Source organism: Streptomyces sp. NPDC091271, from assembly GCF_044757505.1.
Taxonomy (GTDB): domain Bacteria; phylum Actinomycetota; class Actinomycetes; order Streptomycetales; family Streptomycetaceae; genus Streptomyces.
Map to the genome: position 1 here is coordinate 118,387 of NZ_JBIVVD010000008.1, position 16,633 is coordinate 135,019.

Below are 16,633 nucleotides of genomic sequence, written 5' to 3' on the forward strand. Positions count from 1 at the left end.
CATCCAACGCCACCCTTCTGCCCGCCGCGGTGCCGGGTATCAGTCCCCGTTCCGGCGGAGGGCCTCGCTCAGCGGCCTGCGGGGAGTGGGGGGCGGCTGCGTCCGGGGGTAGCCGACGCGCAGCACCATCTGTGGGTGCCCGTAGTGCGCGGCACTCGCCGACACGTCGTCGCGCAGGTCGGCGTCCTCCAGGGGCTGGTTGGCGAACGAGGCGGCGACCGCGTGCTCCGCGGCTGTGAGCAGCAGCCTCTGCAGGGCCTGGCCGGCCGCCACCCAGGAGGCGGGGTCGTCGCCGGGGGTCTCCAGGACGGCCAGGTCAGGGTGCGGTTCGAAGTCCGCATGCGTACGCCCGGGGAGGTCGGCTCCCTCGGCCATGTCCCGTACGGGCGGCTCGTCGTAGCCGCCGCGGCGCGGCACCGGTCCGAGACTGCCGACCGGAATGACGGAGGGAGCGTTGTCGGGCGAGAGGCGGGCGACCCTGTCCTCCCGGACGGCCGCCTCCTCGTCGCACGTCGCCCGCCGGATCAGGGACAGCATGCGCTGGTACTCCGGCTCCCGGTCCAGCAGCCGCAGGCTCGCCCCCTCCTGGCCCGCGGCGTCGTGCAGGAGTGCCACCACGTCCGCCGGAAGGGGCTCGGGGGCGAACGGGTACCGGTTGGTGCGGCGCAGGTGCACCCAGCCGCACAGCCGGCCCAGCACATGGTCGGGAGCCTCATCGGTCACCGCGATCCGCGCCACCAGGAGCGGGTCGCCGGCATCGGGCAGTACCGCCACCCGTGCTCCGTAACCCAGGCGTGCGAGCGCGGCCCGGGCGTTGAGGACCGCCGCCCCGCACGACAGGTGGACATCGCGCTCGGCCGACGCCGTCGGCAGCGACGCCCGGCCCGGCTCCGCGTGCACGTCGAGTCCTCCCGGACCGACGGCGAACGACCAGGGCTGGGTGTTGAACACGGAAGGGGCCGCTGCCGCGGCCGCCGCGACGGCGGCCTGCCCAGGGAGGTCGAGGGCGGAGCGGAGCAAGGACTGCATGAGGCATGCCTCCTGCGGTGGTGGCCGGTCATTGAGGTCTCTTCAAGTGTCCGGCCTCACCCCGGCCGGTGTCAGGGACCTACGTTCTTCCCACGCGGGACTTCCGGCCCCTGGGAATCCGCCGGCGCCACGGGCTCCGCCGCTCCCGCGCGGCGGGCCCGCCCACGGGTCCGCGAGACCGCGACCCCGGCCAGGCAGAGCAGCCCGCCCGCGACGGTGAGCAGTGCGGGCACCTCGTCGAGCAGCAGCCAGGACATCAGCACCACCAGGGCGGGCACCGCGTACGTCGTAGCGCCCATCCGGCCCGCGGTGGTCCGGGCCAGCGCGTAGGCCCAGGTCGTGAAGGCCAGCGCCGTCGGGAACACCCCGAGATAGATCATGTTCAGCGTGGCGGAGAGGGGGGCGTCGGCGGCCTCGGAGACCAGGACGCCGGTGAACGGCAGGCAGGCGACCGTGCCGATGAGGCAGCCGAACGTGGTGATCTGCAGCGGGGATCCGTGCCGCAGCGCGGGCTTCTGGATGACCACCCCGCCCGCGTACGACACCGCGGCCACCAGGCACAGGAGTACGCCGAGCACGGAGGAGCTCCCGTGGCCGGACATGGAGAGGCCGACGACCACGGCGCCCGCGAACGAGACCGCCATGCCCGTCAGGAGCCGGCGCGGCAGCCCCTCCCCGAGCAGCTTGGCGCCCAGCAGGGCCATCAGGATCGGTCCGACGTTCACGATCATGGCCGCCGTGCCCGCGTCGACCTGCTGCTCCCCCCAGTTGAGCACCACCATGTACAGGCCGAACCAGAGCAGCCCGGACCCGATGACGCCCGGCCACGCGGCCCGGGACGGCAGCCCCTCGCGGCGTACCAGCAGGATCGCGCCGAGCGTCAGCGTGCCCGCGAGGAGCCGGCCCAGGGCCAGCGCTCCCGGTGAGTACGCCTCGCCCGCGCTGCGGATCGAGACGAACGCGGAGGCCCAGAGGAGGACCGTGGTGCACGCGGCGGCCGGGGCGCGCCAGTCGCGTCCGGAGGCGGCCGGTGCGGCGGGCCGCGCTGTCGGTGTCGTCGTCATGGCCACGACGGTAAGCCGGGAACGCTTCGGGGCCCACCGAATTGTCAGCTCACGTCAATCGTCGTCGGCTCGACGGACAGGTACGCCGACAGAGCGCGGAGCCCGGCCGGGGTGGCCCGGCCAGGGCGAGCCCGGGGTCCTGCCGCAGGAGTCCGCGCTCGGTCATCGCGTCGGTGATACGGATGCCGAGCCGGCCGGCGAGATGGTCGTACAGGCCCCGCTCCCGGGTCAGGCCTGATCCGAACGACAGACCCCAGCCGTGGCACGGCCGGATCGTGCGGTGTCGTACGGGCCATGGGTCCAGGATGCGTCAGGCACCGTTCGGCGCGGGCCGAACCGCGCGGCCGGGGGCCGACTGCTCGTACTGCGACGCGAGGCCGTCCAGCAGGGCGCGCAGCCCGGTCTCGAACGCGCCCTCGTCGACCTGCTGCCGGCGGTCGGCCAGCAGATGGGCCTGGCCGAGGTGCGGATAGTCGGCGGGGTCGTAGGCCGTCTCGTCGTCGACGAAACCGCGGGCGAAGGAGCCGAGCGCCGACCCGGTGATGAAGTAGCGCATCAGCGCGCCGATGTAGGTGGCCTGGGCGGGCGGCCAGCCGGCCCGGACCATGGCCCCGAAGACCGCGTCCGCGACCCGCAGACCGGCCGGGCGGCGGCCGGGCCCCTGGGCGAGCACCGGGACGATGTGCGGGTGTGCGGCGAGCGCCGCACGGTAGGAGACGGCCCAGTCGTGCAGGGCGGCGGGCCAGTCGCGCGGGTCGTCCTCCTCGAACATCGACAGGTCGACCTGTGCGGACACGGCGTCGGCGACCGCGTCGAGGATCTCGTCCTTGTTCCGGAAGTGGTTGTAGAGCGACGGCCCGCTCACCCCCAGCTCCGCGGCGAGCCGGCGGGTCGAGACGGCGTCCAGCCCTTCCGCGTCGACGAGCGCGCTCGCCGCCTCGACGATGCGGTCTCTGCTGAGGAGGGGCTTGCGCGGTCGGGCCATGCGGCACATAGTAGGGCCTGCAAGCAGAAAACTAGCAGTGCTAATTAAAAGTGGGGTGTCGCAGGATGAACCTGGAGCTGAGCGAGGAGCAGGACGCCGTCCGGCAGCTCGCCGAGGACTTCGTCGCGCGGGAGATCACCCCGCATGTCGTCGAGTGGGACCGCGCCGAGAGTGTCGACAAGTCGATCGTGAAGAAGCTGGGCGCCCTCGGCTTCCTCGGGCTGACCATCCCGGAGGAGTACGGCGGCTCGGGCGGCGACCACCTCGCGTACTGCCTGGTGACCGAGGAGCTCGGCCGTGGTGACTCCTCGGTGCGCGGCATCGTCTCCGTATCGCTCGGCCTGGTCGCCAAGACGATCGCGTCCTGGGGGAGTGAGGAGCAGAAGCAGCAGTGGCTGCCCAGGCTCACCGCGGGTGAGGCCGTGGGCTGCTTCGGGCTCACCGAGCCGGGCACCGGCTCCGACGCCGGGAACCTGACGACCAGGGCCGTGCGCGACGGCGACGACTACGTCATCAACGGCTCCAAGATGTTCATCACCAACGGCACCTGGGCCGACGTCGTCCTGCTGTTCGCCCGCACCAACGACACACCCGGCCACCGGGGCGTCTCCGCCTTCCTGGTGCCGGCGGACGCCCCCGGCCTGACCCGGCGCACCGTCCACGGCAAGCTCGGGCTGCGCGGCCAGGCCACGGCCGAACTGGCGCTGGAGGACGTCCGCGTCCCCGCCTCCACGCTCCTGGGACCCGAGGGCAAGGGCTTCTCCATCGCCATGTCCGCCCTGGCCAAGGGCCGGATGTCGGTCGCGGCCGGCTGTGTCGGCATCGCGCAGGCCGCCCTGGACGCCGCCGTTCGCTACGCCGGCGAGCGTGAGCAGTTCGGCAAGTCCATCGCGAGCTACCAGCTCGTCCAGGAGCTCATCAGCGACATCTCCGTGGACGTCGACGCCGCCCGCATGCTGACCTGGCGGGTCGCCGATCTCATCGACCGCGGCCAGGAGTTCGCCACCGCCGCGTCCACGGCGAAGCTCTTCGCCTCCGAGGCCGCGGTCCGTGCGGCGAACAACGCCCTGCAGGTGTTCGGCGGTTACGGCTACATCGACGAGTACCCCGTCGGCAAACTCGTCAGGGACGCCCGCGTGATGACGCTGTACGAGGGCACCAGCCAGATCCAGAAGCTGATCATCGGCCGGGCGCTGACCGGGGTGTCGGCCTTCTAGGCGTGATCCGGAAGCCGGTGTGCCCGGGGTTCGCGAGCAAGTGGCTGGCGGACCGCGCGGCGCTCGGGCAGGCTTCCGCATATGGTCTCAGTACTGCAGAACGTGGCGATCGACTGTGCGGATGCCTATGAACTGGCCCGGTTCTGGAGCGAGGTGACCGGGTGCCCGCAGCACCCGGAGGACGGGCCGGGTGATCACGAGACCCAGGTGACGCTGCCGGAGGGCCCGGTGCTGTACTTCAACCAGGTGCCGGAACCGAAGACGGTCAAGAACCGGATCCATCTGTGCCTGCGCCCTGAGAGCTCGCGCGAGGAAGAGGTCGAGCGGCTCCTGGGCCTCGGTGCCACCCTGGTCGCCGACCGCCGGGAACCCGGCGGCGCGGGCTGGGCCGTACTCGCGGACCCCGAGGGCAACGAATTCTGTGTACTGCGCAGCGAGTCCGACCGCGCCGCGATGTCCTCCTGAGGTCCGGAACACCCGAGGCCGGGCCCGCCCATGGGCCGGGCCTCGGACCGTCCGCCGTCCGGCCGGACCGCCCGCCGCCGGCTCGCGAGCCGCTGTCGATGAGTACCGGCTGAGTACGCCGACGGATACCGGAGCACGCCCCGGCGCCGGATGCTGTGCACATGAGTGAGACAACATCGGTCAAGCAGCAGAGCACCGCCGCCTTCTACGGACAGGCCGTCCTCTCCTTCGGCGTGGCCATGGGAGCCGTGGCCCTCGGCATCTTCTTCCTCGACGCCGACGCCTGGGTGCGGGCCTTCCTCGCCATCGGCGTCCTCTATCTCGTCACCTCGTGCTTCACCCTCGCCAAGGTCATCAGGGACCGACAGGAGGCGGGGCAGATCGTCAGCCGGGTCGACCAGGCGAGGCTGGAGAAGATCCTCGCCGAGCACGACCCCTTCCAGAAGCTCTGACGGTCTCACCCATGAGCGCTCCGAGACGGACCGGCACATCGCGGCGGCGTCGCGGCCCCCCCATGTGCCGGTCCGTCTAAGCGCTTGCTCAGGTTCGCGGTATGGTGTTCGTCCTGCCAGCGGAAAGGGGCACGTGGCGATGAGCACGGCGGAGGAGACCGACGGCGAGAACACGCCGTGGAGCGAGGTGACGCCCGAAGCGGCCCGGCGACTGCTCGTCGCCGCCGTCGAGGCCTTCGCGGAGCGTGGCTACCACGCCACCACGACCCGTGACATCGCCGGCCGGGCCGGTATGAGCCCGGCCGCGCTCTACATCCACTACAAGACCAAGGAAGAGCTCCTCCACCGGATCAGCAGGATCGGCCACGACCGGGCCCTGCTCCTCCTGGAGACGGCGGCCGGCAAGGACGGCACGGCGGCCGAGCGGCTCGCCGAGGCGGTCCGGTCCTTCGTCAGCTGGCACGCGGAGCGGCACACCACGGCCCGGGTCGTGCAGTACGAGCTGGAGGCCCTCGGCGAGGAACACCGCACCGAGATCGTGGCCTTGCGCAGGCAGACCGACGCCGTGGTGCGCCGGATCATCGGCGACGGCGTCCACGCGGGCGAGTTCGACGTACCGGACGTCCCCGGCACCACGCTCGCCGTGCTGTCCCTCTGCATCGACGTGGCGCGCTGGTTCAACGCCCAGGGCAGCCGGACGCCCGAGGAGGTCGGCACCCTCTACGCGGACCTCGTCCTGCGCATGGTGGGCGCCCAGAAGTGACGCCGGGCGCCCCCGCGGGCCCGGCGCACTCCGTACGGATCACAAGCTGCGGCGCGCTCCTGGGAACGGGTGCGCCCCGGGATCAGAAGTAGTAACGCGAGACCGATTCCGCGACGCAGGCCGGCTTGTCGCCGCCCTCGCGCTCGACGGTGACGAGGGCGGTCACCTGTACACCGCCGCCCGCCTCCTCGACGTTCTTGAGCACAGCCGTGGCGCGCAGCCGCGAGCCCACCGGGACGGTCGAGGGGAAGCGGACCTTGTTGGTCCCGTAGTTGATGCCCATCTTCGCGCCCTCGACGCGCAGGATCTGCGGGACGAGGACCGGCAGCAGCGACAGCGTCAGATAGCCGTGCGCGATCGTCGTGCCGAAGGGCCCGGCCGCGGCTTGCTCCGGGTCCACGTGGATCCACTGGTGGTCGCCCGTGGCCTCGGCGAACTGGTCGATCCTCTTCTGCTCGATCTCCAGCCAATCGCTGTGACCGAGCTCCTGGCCCACCCCGTCCCGCAGCTCCTGTGCGGACGTGAAGATCTTCGGCTCTGCCATGTTCCTGGTCCCTGCCTTCCGGCTGTCGGTCGCCCTCCAGGGCGGTGTCTAAGCGCTTGCTCAGCATGGTTGGGCCGCGCGGTCCTGTCAACGACGGACCGGCGGGTTTTCCGAGCGGCCGCACAGGCCGGGGGTGGCCATTAGGGTTTGGGGAGTGCCACAGATCCCGCAGTCATTCCATGAACTCACCGTCGGCCAGCTCTCCGCACGGAGCGGCGCCGCGGTGTCCGCCCTGCACTTCTACGAGTCCAAGGGCCTGATCACCAGCAGCCGCACCAGCGGCAACCAGCGCCGCTACACCAGGGACGCGCTGCGCCGGGTGGCGTTCGTCCGGGCGGCGCAGCGGGTCGGCATCCCGCTCGCCACCATCAGGGAGGCGCTGGCCGAACTGCCGGAGGAGCGCACGCCGAACCATGACGACTGGGCCCGGCTCTCCCGTGCCTGGCGCTCGGAACTCGACGAGCGCATCAAGCAGCTGGGCCGGCTGCGTGACCACCTCACCGACTGCATCGGCTGCGGCTGCCTGTCGCTGGAGACCTGTGTGCTGTCCAACCCGGACGACGTCTTCGGTGACCGGATGACCGGGTCGCGTCTGATGCCCGAGCGGGGCGCGGCCGACCGCTCCTGAGCGCGCCCCGGTTGCCCCGTGCCCGCGGTGCTCAGGCGGCCGACGCCAGGGCCCTGGTCCGTGCCCTTCTGGCCTCGGCCAGCGCCTTCGCCGTCAGGACGGGCCGTGGGACGACGATGCCGCAGCCCGTGCAGACCGGCCCGGCCCACGGTTCGCGGTCCAGGTCCTGCCGCCAGATGATGCCGGTTTCCGTGCAGACCGGGCACGCCGCGCCGGGCTTCGCGCCCAGGGCCCCGATCAGCCGTCCCAGGACCTCGGCCAGGGGCGCGCCGGGGTGGACCCCCGGGTCCTCGCAGTGCGCGATCCCGTTGCCGCCCCAGGTCCGCCGGTGCCAGTCGTCGAATGTGCCGGGCCGCCGCAGCCCGTCGTGCTTCTCACGGCGCCGCCGCTCGGCGAAGCCCGCCTCGTACGCGAGCCAGACGGCCCGCGCCTCCTCCAGTTCCTCCAGTGCGCGGATCAGGCGCACCGGGTCGGGGGCCCGGTCCTCGGGCTCGATCCCGTGCCGGGCGCACAGATGATCCCAGGTCGCCCGATGACCGTACGGGGCGAATCGCTCCAGGCATTTGCGCAGCGAGTACCGCCGCAAAGCCAGATCGCCCCGCGGATCGCGGACCTGTCTCGCAAGACTCCGGAAACCGGCCATGGCACTGCCACCTCCGTCGCTCGTACTTCGGCGTCAAGGGATGGACGTACGACTGCCCGATTCGGCTCCATCCAAAGGTGAAACGCGTCCACGGGCTGAGACGGTCCATGTGAGGCCGGGTGCGGGCGTGTGGCGATTCGGAAAAAGTGACTGATGTTCATCTTACCGGCGGGGCGTACCGCCAGTAACCTCCGGCGCATCGGCCACCCGGAGGAGCACGCATGCCCCCACGCACCCGCACGCTCAGAGCCGCCACAGTCGCGGCCGTCCTCGCTCTCGGTACGTCCCTGCTCGCCTCGGCGCCCGGCGCCGGAGCGGCGGAGCCGGAGCCCCTCGCCGTCACCGACCACTGCGGCAGCCAGTGCGCTGACATCCTGCCGCCCGGTGAGAACGGCAACGCCACCCTCGTCGAGATCCTCGGCAACAAGGCGTTCGGTACCCACCCCGCGCACAGTGACGACCAGCTCGACCGCTACAACGGCCTGGTCGAGGGGCATACGGGCCTCACCGACCGGAAGCTGACCGACTTCTTCAACGACGCCTCCTTCGGGGTCGCCGCCGACCAGGTCGAGTCCGTGACCAAGCCGCGCGAGGACGTCACGATCACGCGGGACAAGAAGAGCGGCGTGCCCCACATCAAGGGCACCACCCGCTACGGCACCGAGTTCGGTGCCGGGTTCGCCGCCGGACAGGACCGGCTGTGGCTGATGGACCTGTTCCGGCACATCGGACGCGGCCAGCTGACCTCCTTCGCCGGCGGAGCGCTGGCCAACCAGGGCCTTGAACAGCAGTTCTGGCCGCAGGCCCCCTACACCGAGGCGGACCTCGCGGCGCAGGTCGAACGGATCAGGACCACCGAGGGCGCGCGCGGCGAACAGGCGATGGCCGACGCACAGGCCTACGTCGACGGGATCAACTCCTACCGCGAGAAGTCCAAGAAGGGACGCTACTTCCCGGGCGAGTACGTCCTCACCGGGAAGATCGACTCCATCACGAACATCGGCGAGATCCAGCCGTTCGAGCTGACCGACCTGATCTCGATCGCCTCGGTCGTCGGCGGACAGTTCGGCGGCGGAGGCGGCGGAGAGGTCCAGGCCGCGCTCTCGCTGCTCGCCGCCCAGCAGAAGTACGGCGTCGAGGAGGGCACCCGTGTCTGGGAGTCCTTCCGCCAGCGCAACGACCCCGAGGCCGTCCTCACCGTCCACGACGGCACCTCGTTCCCGTACGCCGGCAAGCCCGACAAGGCCCGGGGCACGGCTCTTCCCGACACGGGCTCCGTCACCCCGGAACCGCTGATATACGACCGGACCGGCTCGGCGGGCACCGACAGGAAGGACCCCGTCGACGCGCCCGCCCGCCTCGCACCGGCCCAGGGGATGTACGACGACGGCGTCATCCCGGAGGGATCGCTGCCCGGGTCCGGCGACGCCGCCCAGAAGCGGGGCATGTCCAACGCCCTCCTGGTGTCCGGCAAGCACACCGCGAGCGGCAACCCGATCGCCGTCATGGGACCCCAGACCGGCTACTTCGCCCCCCAGCTGATGATGCTCCAGGAGCTCCAGGGCCCCGGCATCAGCGCCCGCGGCGTCTCCTTCGCCGGCGTCGGCATGTACATCCAGATGGGCCGCGGCCAGGACTACGCCTGGAGCGCGACCTCGGCGGCCCAGGACATCACCGACACGTACGCCGTCGAGCTCTGCGAACCCGACGGCTCCGCCCCCGCCAAGGACTCCACGCACTACCGGAACGACGGCGCCTGCACGGCCATGGAGAAGCTGGAGCGCACCAACTCCTGGAAGCCCACCGTCGCCGACTCCACCGCCAAGGGCTCCTACCGCATGCAGGTGTGGCGCACGGACTACGGCATCGTCACGCACCGCGCCACGGTGGACGGCAAGCCCGTCGCGTACACCTCGCTCCGCACCACCTACCGCCACGAGGCCGACTCGATCATCGGCTTCCAGCTGCTCAACGACCCGGCGTACGTGACGGACGCCCCCTCCTTCCAGCAGGCGGCGAGCCACATCGACTACGCCTTCAACTGGTTCTACGCCGACTCGCGCACCACGGCCTTCTACAACAGCGGGATGAACCCCGTACGCGCGGCCGGGGTCGACGCCGCCCTGCCGGTCAAGGCCGAGAAGGCGTACGAGTGGCAGGGCTACGACCCGGCGGCCAACACCACCGACTACACGCCGTTCGCCGAGCACCCGCACTCCAGCGGCCAGGACTACTACATCTCCTGGAACAACCGTCAGGCCGAGGACTACTCCACCGCGGCGTTCGGCTTCGGCGCCGTGCACCGCGGTGACCTGCTCGACGACCGGGTGTCCGAACTGGTCGAGGAGGGCGGGGTGACCCGCGCCTCCCTCACCCGCGCCATGGAGGAAGCGGCGCTGACCGATCTGCGCGGCGAGCAGCTGCTGCCCGAGCTCCTGAAGGTGCTCCGCTCCCAGCCGGTCACCGACCCGGAGCTCAACGCGGTGGTCCAGCAGCTGGATTCCTGGCGGGCGGCCGGGGCGCAGCGCAAGGAGACCAGCCCGGGCTCGCACACGTACACGCACGCGGACGCGGTACGGATCATGGACGAGTGGTGGCCGAAACTCGTCGAGGCGGAGTTCCGCCCCGGACTGGGCGACGGTCTCTACACCGCCCTGACCGCGAACCTGGCCACGGACGAGTCCCCGGCGGCCAGCCACGGGCCGAGCGGGGCGCACAGCGGCTCCGCCTTCCAGTACGGCTGGTGGGGCTTCGCCGACAAGGACCTGCGCCAGGTCCTCGGACAGCCCGTCAAGGGGCCGCTGGCCAAGACGTACTGCGGCAACGGCGACCTGAGCACCTGCCGGTCCGCCCTCCTCAGCACCCTCAAGGAGGCGGCCGCCGTACCCGCGACCACCGTCTACCCGGGCGACGACAGCTGCGAGGCCGGTGAACAGTGGTGCACCGATGCGATCGTCCACCGCCCGCTGGGCGGGATCTCGCAGAAGTCGATCCACTGGCAGAACCGGCCGACCTACCAGCAGGTCGTGGAGTTCCCCTCGCACCGCTGAGCCCGGCCCGGTACCACCCCCTCCAAATCTGACGGAACGACAGAAATCGGCTCCCGTAACGCTGTTTGACGGGACGACGCGGACGGCCGCGACGAACCTGAACCTGGTGAAGGGGGAGACGGCTCCGAACCTGGTGATCGTTCCCGTGGTGAACGGCAAGGTGAGTTTCTGCAACCGGTCGGGCAGCCTCGACCTGATCGCGGACATCACCGGCTACGTCCGCAAGTGAGGTGAGACGGAGGCGGGGTGGTACGGGCTCGGCCCGTACCACCCCGCCTTAGTGTGCCGCTCACCGGTACAGCAGGTGTTCCCTCCGCACCTTCCGGAACGCGGCCAGGTCCGCCGCCCAGGCGCCGACCACCTCGTCGGTGTCCGCCCCCGCGTCGATCATCGTGCGGACCCTGGTGTTGCCCGTGAGCTTGTCGATCCAGTTGTCCGCCCGCCACGCGAACCCGCTCCAGGTCCGCTTCGCCGTGACCAGCAGGGCGATTCCCGTGCGTACGGGGTCGAAGGCGTCCCGGTCCTGGACGTGCACCTGGACCCCGCCCACCGTCTTCCCCTGGAACTTGGAGAACGTCGGCGCGAAGTACGCCTCGCGGAAGGCGACCCCGGGCAGCTCCAGGCCGTTCGCGGCCGCCGCCCACCGGTGGTCGACGCCCTCCGCGCCGAGCAGCTCGAACGGCCGTGTCGTTCCCCGGCCCTCGGAGAGGTTCGTCCCCTCGAACAGGCACGTCCCGGAGTAGACCACCGCGGTCTCCGGCGTCGGCATGTTGGGGCTCGGAGGCACCCACGGCAGGCCCGTCGTGTCGAAGAAGTCCTTGCGGCGCCACCCGGACATCTTCACCACGTCCAGTTCCACCGGACGGTCCGCCAGGAACTCCGCGTTGAAGAGCAGCGCCAGCTCCGCCACCGTCATCCCGTGCGCCTGGGAGATCTCCCGGCGTCCTACGAAGGTGGCGAAGGCCGGGTCGAGCACCGGCCCCAGAGCCGCCCGGCCGGTCACCGGATTCGGCCGGTCCAGGACGACGAACCGCTTGCCCGCGAGCGCCGCCGCCTCCATGCAGTCGTACAGGGTCCAGATGTACGTGTAGAAGCGGGCGCCCGCGTCCTGGATGTCGAAGACGACCGTGTCGACACCCGACGCGGTGAAGACGTCGGCCAGCGCCTGCCCGCTCTTCAGATACGTGTCGTAGACCGGCAGCCCGGTCGCCGGGTCGTCGTACCGCCCCTCCGAGCCACCCGCCTGCGCCGTCCCCCGGAAGCCGTGCTCGGGGCCGAAGACCGAGGTCAGGTTCACCCGGTCGTCGGGGTGCATCACGTCGACGATGTGGCGTACGTCGGAGGTGATCCCGGTGGGATTGGTGACGACACCCACCTTCTGCCCGGCCAGCAGCCGGTAACCGTCGGCGGCCAGCCGCTCGAAGCCGGTACGGACCTCGGCACCCCCGGCGCCGTGCTCCCGGCCCACCGCGACGGCCGTCCCCGGTCCCGCGGCGGTCGTCGCGAGGGCTCCCATCGCGCCGCCGACAGCCAGCAAACCACGTCTGGACAGGGTCATTGCGCTACCTCCATGATCGCGTCGACTGTCATGGTCACGCACGCTAGCGCGGGTGCGGGCCGCACGGAACGCCCATGACTGGGCAGATTCCCAGTCCTGCCCCGAACCCCTTCCCCGATCACATACCGACTGGTTAGTCTGCCGGGGAAGACAGCTGAGAGAGGCGGGACCGATGAGTACGGTGCAGGGCGCTGGCGTAGTGGTGACGGGAGCCGGAGGCGGCATCGGGGCCGCCCTTGCCCGCAGATTCGCCGCGGAGGGCGCGCGGGTCGTCGTCAACGACCTCGACGGCGACCGGGTCAAGGCGCTCGCCGAGGAGATCGGCGGCACGGTCGTGGCCGGCGACGCCTCCGGCATCGTGGACGCCGCGCGCGAGGCGCTCGGCGGCACGGTGGACGTCTACTGCGCCAACGCCGGCCTCGCCTCGGGAGGTGACGCCTTCGCCGAGGAGGACGTCTGGGCCCGCGCCTGGGACGTCAACGTGATGGCGCACGTCCGCGCGGCCAAGGCCCTGCTGCCGGAGTGGCTGGAGCGCGGCAGCGGCCGTTTCGTCTCCACCGCGTCGGCGGCCGGCCTGCTGACCATGATCGGCGCCGCCCCGTACAGCGTGACGAAGCACGGCGCCGTCGCCTTCGCCGAGTGGCTGTCACTGACCTACCGGCACCGGGGGGTCAAGGTCCACACGATCTGCCCCCAGGGTGTGCGTACGGACATGCTCACGGCCGCGGGCTCCGCGGGCGACCTCGTGCTCGCGCCCACAGCGATCGAGCCGGAGGCCGTCGCCGACGCCCTGTTCGACGCCATGGAGCAGGACCGCTTCCTCGTCCTGCCGCATCCCGAGGTGGCCGGCTACTACCGCGCCCGCGCCAAGGACCCCGACCACTGGATCGGCAACATGAACCACCTGCAGCAGAAGTGGGAGGAGGCCGGCGCATGACCGAGTCGATCTACGCGGCGAAGCCCTGGACAGCCCTGCTCAGCGAGGCCCAGCTCGCCCCCGTCCATCCCGCCGAGACCATGGTGCACTCCTTCCGTGCGGCCGTCGGGCGGGCCCCGGACCACACCGCGCTCGCCTACTTCGACGGGCGGCTCAGCTACCGCGAGACGGACGAGCTGTCCGACTCCGTGGCGGGGCACCTCGCGGCCGAGGGGCTGCGGCGGGGCGATCGGGTCGCGATCATGCTCCAGAACACCCCGCACTTCGTGCTCGCGCTGCTCGGGGCCTGGAAGGCCGGCGCGACCGTCGTCCCGCTCAACCCGATGTACAAGTCCGGCGAGGTCGGGCATGTGCTGAAGGACGCGGAGGTGACCGCGCTCATCTGCTCCGACCGGGCCTGGGGGGCCTATCTGCGGGCCACCGCGGAGGCCGCGCCGAGCGTGACGATCGCCCTCACGGCCTGCGAGCTCGACCTCCAGTCGGCCGACGACCCGCGCGTGCTCGGCTTCGAGCGGCTCCCCGCGCCCGGCGCGGACGAGTGGGCCTCCGATCTGGTGGAGGTGGCCCGTCGCGGTCTCCCCGCCCCCTCGGGCCGGGAGCTCACCGCCTCGGACACCGCCCTGATCAGCTACACCTCCGGGACCAGCGGTACCCCCAAGGGGGCCATGAACTCCCAGGGCAACATCATGATCAACGCGGAGCGTCAGCGGGCCGGCCACCCCATCGAGGAGGGCTCGTCCTACTTCGCGCTCGCCCCGCTCTTCCACATCACCGGCATGGTCTGCCAGCTCGCCGCCTGTATCGCCAACGCGGGCACCCTGGTCCTCGCGTACCGCTTCGAGGCGAGCGTCGTCCTGGAGGCCTTCGCCGAGCACCGGCCCGCCTACACGGTGGGCCCGTCGACCGCCTTCATGGCGCTCGCCGCGCACCCGGACGTCACCCGGGAGCACTTCGCCTCCTTCAAGGTGATCTCCTCGGGCGGCGCGCCGCTGCCTCCCGCGCTGGTCGAGAAGTTCCGCGAGGGGTTCGGCCCGTACATCCGCAACGGCTACGGGCTCACCGAGTGCACCGCGCCCTGCGCGTCCGTACCGCCGGAGCACGAGGCGCCCGTCGACCCCGTCTCCGGGACCCTGTCCGTCGGGGTGCCCGGTCCCGACACCGTGGTCAGGATCATCGACGAGAAGGGCGACGACGTCCCCTTCGGCGAACAGGGCGAGATCGCCGTACGCGGACCGCAGGTCGTCTCCGGCTACTGGAACCTGCCCGAGGCCACCGAGGCCGCCTTCCCGGACGGGGAGCTGCGCACCGGGGACATCGGCTTCATGGACACGGCGGGCTGGCTCTACGTCGTGGACCGGAAGAAGGACATGATCAACGCCTCCGGCTTCAAGGTATGGCCCCGGGAGGTCGAGGACGTCCTCTACACCCACCCGGCGGTCCGCGAGGCCGCCGTCGTGGGGGTCCCCGACGCCTACCGCGGGGAGACCGTCCGGGCCTACGTCAGCCTGCGGCCGGGCGCCGCGACGGAGCCCGGCGAGCTCAGCGCGTACTGCAAGGAACGGCTGGCCGCCTACAAGTACCCGCGCGAAGTGGAGATCCTGACCGAGCTCCCGAAGACGGCGAGTGGGAAGATCCTCAGGCGGGAACTGCGTTCCCCCCGTTAGAAACAGTTCACGCACGGTACGAGAGGACAGGTGGCGGCAATGGCCAAGGCGACGGACGGGAACGGTACGCCCGTCCCCCAGAGGCTGCTGGCCGCCGCCACCCGGCTCTTCGCGGAACAGGGCTACGACCGCACCTCCGTCCAGGAGATCGTCGAGGCGGCGGGCGTCACCAAAGGGGCGCTCTACCACTACTTCGGCTCCAAGGAGGACCTCCTCCAGGAGGTCTACGCCCGGGTGCTGCGACTCCAGCAGGAGCGGCTCGACGCCTACGCGAACGCCGAGGCACCGATCGAGCAGCGGCTGCGTGACGCGGCGGCCGACGTGGTGGTGACCACCATCGACAACCTCGACGACGCCTCGATCTTCTTCCGCTCGATGCACCATCTGAGCCCGGAGAAGAACAAGCAGGTCCGGATGGAGCGGCGGCGCTACCACGAACGCTTCCGCGCTCTGATCGAAGAGGGCCAGAACGCCGGAGTCTTCTCCGCCGCGACACCGGCCGACCTGGTCGTGGACTACCACTTCGGCTCGGTCCACCACCTGTCCACGTGGTACAGCCCGGACGGCCCGCTCAGCCAGCAGGAGGTCGCGGACCACCTGGCCGACCTGCTGCTGAGGGCGCTGCGGCCCTGACGGCCTCCCGGCGCCCGCCGCGCTGGCCGCACATGGCGGCCGGCCCGGTGGGACCGGCGCACCGGGCCCTCCGGGCGCCGCGCCGCCCCTGGCCGTTCAGCTCCGGCCCGACGGGCCCGGAGCGGCGAACAGCAGCGACGACAGCTCCTCCGCGAACGCCGCAGCCCCCGTGAGGGCCTGACCCAGGAGGTCCTCATCGGGCGTCAGTCCTGCGGCGGTCGCCCAGGCCAGGACCTCTCTCGCGGCGGCTTCGACCGGGAATCGGTCGAGCGGTATGCCGGCACATCAGGCATCAGGAGACGGGCGGGCAGAGCACCAACAGGCAGCTCCGGACCTGGACATCGTCGATGACCGGGCCGCCGAGGCCGGGGCTGGTGCCGGCGAAGGTGAGGGTGACGGAGCTCTTCAGCAGATTGGTGAAGACGGCGGTCTGCCGCGTGTAGCCCATGTTCCGGAAACCGTGGCCCGTGATGTCGAAAGCGAACGTCTTCACGGGGACGCCGTCGACTCTGAGTTCACCCGTCTTCAGGGCGGGAGCCCAGGCCGGATTGCCGGCCAGTTCGAAGCTGACGACGTACGAGGTCAGGGGGTGCGTCGATATCTCCTGCGAGACGCTGCCGGACGTACTGCCGTTGAGGTCCAGCGACTGGCTGCCCTCGGCGGCGTCCCACAGGCGGTCGGAGGTCAGGTCGACGCTGTTGCCGCCGACCGTCCAGGGGCCGGTGGCCTGCCCGCCGAGGTAGGTGGTGAAGAGGGACGGAGCGGGAACGACGGGCGTCTCGAAGCCTCCGCCTGCGATGCCCGGCACGGTGGTGTGCGTCTTCGAGTCGTGCGCGTTCGTGTCATGCGCGTTCGTGTCATGCGTGTTCGTGTCGTGCGTGTGAGCCGACGCGGTGGTGGAGGCGGCCAACAGGAGGGCCGCGGCGGACAGGGCTGCGACGGACAGACGGAGCGGGAGCATGGAGGGCCTCTCGTTTCACGCGACGCCATGGGCGGGGCTC

At 71.2% G+C, this 16,633-nt stretch carries 17 protein-coding genes and 1 pseudogene; 10 read left to right on the top strand and 8 right to left on the bottom strand.

Features of this window, described 5'->3' with window-relative positions:
- Positions 1–39: 39 nt before the first annotated feature.
- From ACIQM3_RS30315 to ACIQM3_RS30330, 4 genes and pseudogenes are all read right to left on the bottom strand, one after another.
- Entirely contained in the window at positions 40–1,029 is a 990-nt protein-coding gene (locus ACIQM3_RS30315; RefSeq protein WP_401630028.1) for an Acg family FMN-binding oxidoreductase, read from the bottom strand.
- 71 nt (positions 1,030–1,100) lie between these two features.
- Positions 1,101–2,093 carry a DMT family transporter gene (locus tag ACIQM3_RS30320; RefSeq protein WP_401630030.1) on the bottom strand — a complete coding sequence of 331 codons (993 nt, stop codon included), beginning with the start codon at positions 2,091–2,093 and terminating at the stop codon, positions 1,101–1,103.
- 121 nt (positions 2,094–2,214) lie between these two features.
- A pseudogene (locus tag ACIQM3_RS30325) lies at positions 2,215–2,379 on the bottom strand (transcriptional regulator); the annotation flags it as partial.
- Positions 2,380–2,403: 24 nt separating this feature from the next.
- On the bottom strand, positions 2,404–3,078 hold the full coding sequence (locus ACIQM3_RS30330; RefSeq protein WP_401630032.1) for a TetR/AcrR family transcriptional regulator: 675 nt from the start codon (positions 3,076–3,078) through the stop codon (positions 2,404–2,406).
- 65 nt (positions 3,079–3,143) lie between these two features.
- Between ACIQM3_RS30330 and ACIQM3_RS30335 the strand changes: the two genes are divergently transcribed.
- The 4 genes from ACIQM3_RS30335 to ACIQM3_RS30350 all read left to right on the top strand — a co-directional run bounded on the left by ACIQM3_RS30335 (position 3,144) and on the right by ACIQM3_RS30350 (position 5,975).
- Entirely contained in the window at positions 3,144–4,295 is a 1,152-nt protein-coding gene (locus ACIQM3_RS30335) for an acyl-CoA dehydrogenase family protein (RefSeq protein WP_401630034.1), read from the top strand.
- Positions 4,296–4,376: 81 nt separating this feature from the next.
- A complete protein-coding gene (locus ACIQM3_RS30340) occupies positions 4,377–4,760 on the top strand; it encodes a VOC family protein (protein ID WP_401630036.1) in 384 nt (127 codons plus the stop codon).
- Between the two features lie 161 nt (positions 4,761–4,921).
- Entirely contained in the window at positions 4,922–5,212 is a 291-nt protein-coding gene (locus ACIQM3_RS30345) for a YiaA/YiaB family inner membrane protein (protein ID WP_031099588.1), read from the top strand.
- 139 nt (positions 5,213–5,351) lie between these two features.
- Positions 5,352–5,975, top strand: coding sequence for a TetR/AcrR family transcriptional regulator (locus ACIQM3_RS30350; RefSeq protein ID WP_401630038.1), 624 nt, complete (start codon positions 5,352–5,354; stop codon positions 5,973–5,975).
- 82 nt (positions 5,976–6,057) lie between these two features.
- Here the strand turns inward: ACIQM3_RS30350 and ACIQM3_RS30355 are convergent, their stop codons facing one another.
- On the bottom strand, positions 6,058–6,519 hold the full coding sequence (locus ACIQM3_RS30355; RefSeq protein ID WP_401630040.1) for a MaoC family dehydratase: 462 nt from the start codon (positions 6,517–6,519) through the stop codon (positions 6,058–6,060).
- A gap of 154 nt (positions 6,520–6,673) precedes the next feature.
- On the opposite strand from ACIQM3_RS30355, the gene soxR reads away from it, so the two are divergent.
- Positions 6,674–7,147, top strand: coding sequence for a redox-sensitive transcriptional activator SoxR (gene soxR / locus ACIQM3_RS30360; RefSeq protein ID WP_401630042.1), 474 nt, complete (start codon positions 6,674–6,676; stop codon positions 7,145–7,147).
- 31 nt (positions 7,148–7,178) lie between these two features.
- Here soxR and ACIQM3_RS30365 read toward each other — a convergent pair whose 3' ends face one another.
- Complete coding sequence (locus ACIQM3_RS30365) at positions 7,179–7,790, bottom strand: hypothetical protein (protein ID WP_401630044.1); 612 nt, start codon at positions 7,788–7,790, stop codon at positions 7,179–7,181.
- A gap of 221 nt (positions 7,791–8,011) precedes the next feature.
- Here ACIQM3_RS30365 and ACIQM3_RS30370 point away from each other — a divergent pair, with 221 nt between their 5' ends.
- Together ACIQM3_RS30370 and ACIQM3_RS30375 are read left to right on the top strand one after the other, a co-directional pair.
- Positions 8,012–10,840: a penicillin acylase family protein gene (locus ACIQM3_RS30370; protein ID WP_401630046.1), complete on the top strand. Its 2,829-nt coding sequence runs from the start codon at positions 8,012–8,014 to the stop codon at positions 10,838–10,840.
- 106 nt (positions 10,841–10,946) lie between these two features.
- Complete coding sequence (locus ACIQM3_RS30375) at positions 10,947–11,069, top strand: hypothetical protein (protein WP_401630047.1); 123 nt, start codon at positions 10,947–10,949, stop codon at positions 11,067–11,069.
- A gap of 60 nt (positions 11,070–11,129) precedes the next feature.
- Here the strand turns inward: ACIQM3_RS30375 and ACIQM3_RS30380 are convergent, their stop codons facing one another.
- Complete coding sequence (locus tag ACIQM3_RS30380; protein ID WP_401630049.1) at positions 11,130–12,398, bottom strand: exo-beta-N-acetylmuramidase NamZ domain-containing protein; 1,269 nt, start codon at positions 12,396–12,398, stop codon at positions 11,130–11,132.
- 172 nt (positions 12,399–12,570) lie between these two features.
- Between ACIQM3_RS30380 and ACIQM3_RS30385 the strand changes: the two genes are divergently transcribed.
- From ACIQM3_RS30385 to ACIQM3_RS30395, 3 genes are read left to right on the top strand one after another with little or no spacing between them, the layout of a single operon-like run.
- Complete coding sequence (locus ACIQM3_RS30385) at positions 12,571–13,335, top strand: SDR family oxidoreductase (RefSeq protein ID WP_401630051.1); 765 nt, start codon at positions 12,571–12,573, stop codon at positions 13,333–13,335.
- The gene (locus ACIQM3_RS30390) at positions 13,332–14,999 is read left to right on the top strand and encodes an AMP-binding protein (protein WP_401630053.1); all 1,668 of its coding nucleotides are present in this window, start codon (positions 13,332–13,334) and stop codon (positions 14,997–14,999) included. The genes ACIQM3_RS30385 and ACIQM3_RS30390 overlap by 4 nt, the downstream gene beginning before the upstream one ends.
- A 39-nt stretch (positions 15,000–15,038) precedes the next feature.
- Positions 15,039–15,632, top strand: coding sequence for a TetR/AcrR family transcriptional regulator (locus tag ACIQM3_RS30395; protein ID WP_393758038.1), 594 nt, complete (start codon positions 15,039–15,041; stop codon positions 15,630–15,632).
- Between the two features lie 292 nt (positions 15,633–15,924).
- Here the strand turns inward: ACIQM3_RS30395 and ACIQM3_RS30400 are convergent, their stop codons facing one another.
- Entirely contained in the window at positions 15,925–16,593 is a 669-nt protein-coding gene (locus ACIQM3_RS30400) for a DUF642 domain-containing protein (protein ID WP_401630055.1), read from the bottom strand.
- Positions 16,594–16,633 lie beyond the last annotated feature (40 nt).

Excerpts from the sequence above, each read along its gene's own strand:
- ACIQM3_RS30335 (WP_401630034.1), top strand. The coding sequence starts at position 3,144 with ATGAACCTGGAGCTGAGCGAGGAGCAGGACGCCGTCCGGCAGCTCGCC.
- ACIQM3_RS30315 (WP_401630028.1), bottom strand. The coding sequence starts at position 1,029 with ATGCAGTCCTTGCTCCGCTCCGCCCTCGACCTCCCTGGGCAGGCCGCC.
- ACIQM3_RS30370 (WP_401630046.1), top strand. The coding sequence starts at position 8,012 with ATGCCCCCACGCACCCGCACGCTCAGAGCCGCCACAGTCGCGGCCGTC.
- ACIQM3_RS30340 (WP_401630036.1), top strand. The coding sequence starts at position 4,377 with ATGGTCTCAGTACTGCAGAACGTGGCGATCGACTGTGCGGATGCCTAT.
- ACIQM3_RS30385 (WP_401630051.1), top strand. The coding sequence starts at position 12,571 with ATGAGTACGGTGCAGGGCGCTGGCGTAGTGGTGACGGGAGCCGGAGGC.
- ACIQM3_RS30350 (WP_401630038.1), top strand. The coding sequence starts at position 5,352 with ATGAGCACGGCGGAGGAGACCGACGGCGAGAACACGCCGTGGAGCGAG.
- ACIQM3_RS30320 (WP_401630030.1), bottom strand. The coding sequence starts at position 2,093 with ATGACGACGACACCGACAGCGCGGCCCGCCGCACCGGCCGCCTCCGGA.
- ACIQM3_RS30330 (WP_401630032.1), bottom strand. The coding sequence starts at position 3,078 with ATGGCCCGACCGCGCAAGCCCCTCCTCAGCAGAGACCGCATCGTCGAG.
- ACIQM3_RS30345 (WP_031099588.1), top strand. The coding sequence starts at position 4,922 with ATGAGTGAGACAACATCGGTCAAGCAGCAGAGCACCGCCGCCTTCTAC.
- ACIQM3_RS30380 (WP_401630049.1), bottom strand. The coding sequence starts at position 12,398 with ATGACCCTGTCCAGACGTGGTTTGCTGGCTGTCGGCGGCGCGATGGGA.
- ACIQM3_RS30395 (WP_393758038.1), top strand. The coding sequence starts at position 15,039 with ATGGCCAAGGCGACGGACGGGAACGGTACGCCCGTCCCCCAGAGGCTG.
- ACIQM3_RS30355 (WP_401630040.1), bottom strand. The coding sequence starts at position 6,519 with ATGGCAGAGCCGAAGATCTTCACGTCCGCACAGGAGCTGCGGGACGGG.
- ACIQM3_RS30400 (WP_401630055.1), bottom strand. The coding sequence starts at position 16,593 with ATGCTCCCGCTCCGTCTGTCCGTCGCAGCCCTGTCCGCCGCGGCCCTC.
- ACIQM3_RS30390 (WP_401630053.1), top strand. The coding sequence starts at position 13,332 with ATGACCGAGTCGATCTACGCGGCGAAGCCCTGGACAGCCCTGCTCAGC.
- ACIQM3_RS30365 (WP_401630044.1), bottom strand. The coding sequence starts at position 7,790 with ATGGCCGGTTTCCGGAGTCTTGCGAGACAGGTCCGCGATCCGCGGGGC.